The sequence below is a fragment of the Paenibacillus sp. NPDC057886 genome (genome assembly GCF_042796655.1).
In the GTDB taxonomy this organism is placed as follows: domain Bacteria; phylum Bacillota; class Bacilli; order Paenibacillales; family Paenibacillaceae; genus Paenibacillus.
This window is the reverse complement of sequence record NZ_JBHVMZ010000035.1, coordinates 1-1306: the sequence shown is the minus strand read 5'-3', so window position 1 is coordinate 1306 and position 1306 is coordinate 1. Positions and strand designations below refer to the sequence as shown.

The window sequence follows — 1306 nt, the reverse complement described above, 5'->3', positions numbered from 1 at the left end:
TTCTGATATCCATCAAAATCACATCAGTTTCGGTTTGAGAAAGCAGCCGGAGAACCTCTTCGCCGCAAGAAGCCTCTCCCGATATTTGAATTCCTTCGTGAAGACTCAGAATCATTTTCAGCCCCTCTCTCACAATGGACTGGTCGTCTGCAATCATGACATTCACTTGATTAATCCTCCTTGCACGGAAACCTTATTTTCACGTCAAAACCCGTTTCCTTCCCAGACGAGAAAACAGCCTCTCCGCCAAGTGCGGCTGCTCTTTTCTCAATTCCTTTCAGACCATTTGATTTTATGATCGTTCCGCAGGCTGAGCCGTTATTATGAATATGCGCCAATATCATGTTTCGGTTTTTTTGAATCCGGACAGAAACATATGAAGCATGTCCATGCTTTATCGCATTCGTAATCGTTTCCTGAACGGATTGATAAAGACAATGCTTCACATCCGGCTGTTCCGCTTCTATGGCCGCGTCCATCTCCAGCTCGAAGCATATGCCTCCCGCCTCTTGAAAATGGCTGAAAATGTCACGGAGCTCTTGCTCAAATCCCCGCCCCGGCAAAGAGCCCTGCAGCAGCATAACGGCCTGGCGAAGCTTTAAAATGGATTCTTTCGTAAGATCATGCGCCTTATGAATGATCTGCTTCACTTTGTCCGGCTGATGCCCGGCTGTCTTCCCGGCAAATTCCAAATTCATTTTCAGAGCAGCCAGATAATGACCGAGAGAATCATGCAGCTCCTGCGCAATTCTTGTTCTTTCTTTCGTAACGGCCAGTTCCTCAATCCGGTCTGAATATTCCTTCAGTGTATCATTAGCGATCTCCAGCTCTCGGTTCAGCAATTCAACCTTCGACTTCTCCTGCAGGTTTTTCCGATATAAATAAATCACCGCAAACATGATGAAGTATGGCGGCACGATATCACTGACACCCGCCCCGCCGGCGTATAAAGCTGCGGCAAATGCGGCGGCATTCATCGTTAACAAAACAGCCGAAATCTGCTTATCAGTAATAAGCACCTCCGCCAATAAAAGCACCATTACGGCCTGTGTCCCCACACTATAGACATTGTACAAAAGAACTCCCGCCATAACGCTGCTCAGGAGAAAAGAGCCTTGATATATAGCCGGCCTTCTCTTCATATACAGCGGCCGCAGGCAGTCATTAGCCGTCAGCATCATCACGAGCACAGACAAAAAAACCTTCAGCTCCCCCCGGCCGGGAGGAAGCTGAAGAATCGCATGAAAGATTGATAGTAATGCAAAACCCCTGATCAGTAACTTCGTATGTGCAATCTTCATCGTAT

The 1306-nt window shown here is 47.3% G+C and carries 2 protein-coding genes; both read right to left on the bottom strand.

What is annotated here, in order from left to right:
• Positions 1–166: response regulator (locus ACFVQB_RS34390; RefSeq protein WP_379449875.1), on the bottom strand; the 166-nt coding region annotated here is incomplete at its 3' end.
• A 4-nt stretch (positions 167–170) separates the two neighbouring features.
• The gene (locus ACFVQB_RS34385) at positions 171–1301 is read right to left on the bottom strand and encodes a sensor histidine kinase (RefSeq protein WP_014416790.1); all 1131 of its coding nucleotides are present in this window, start codon (positions 1299–1301) and stop codon (positions 171–173) included.
• Between the last annotated feature and the right edge of the window lie 5 nt (positions 1302–1306).

Excerpts from the sequence above, each read along its gene's own strand:
- ACFVQB_RS34385 (WP_014416790.1), bottom strand. The coding sequence starts at position 1,301 with ATGAAGATTGCACATACGAAGTTACTGATCAGGGGTTTTGCATTACTA.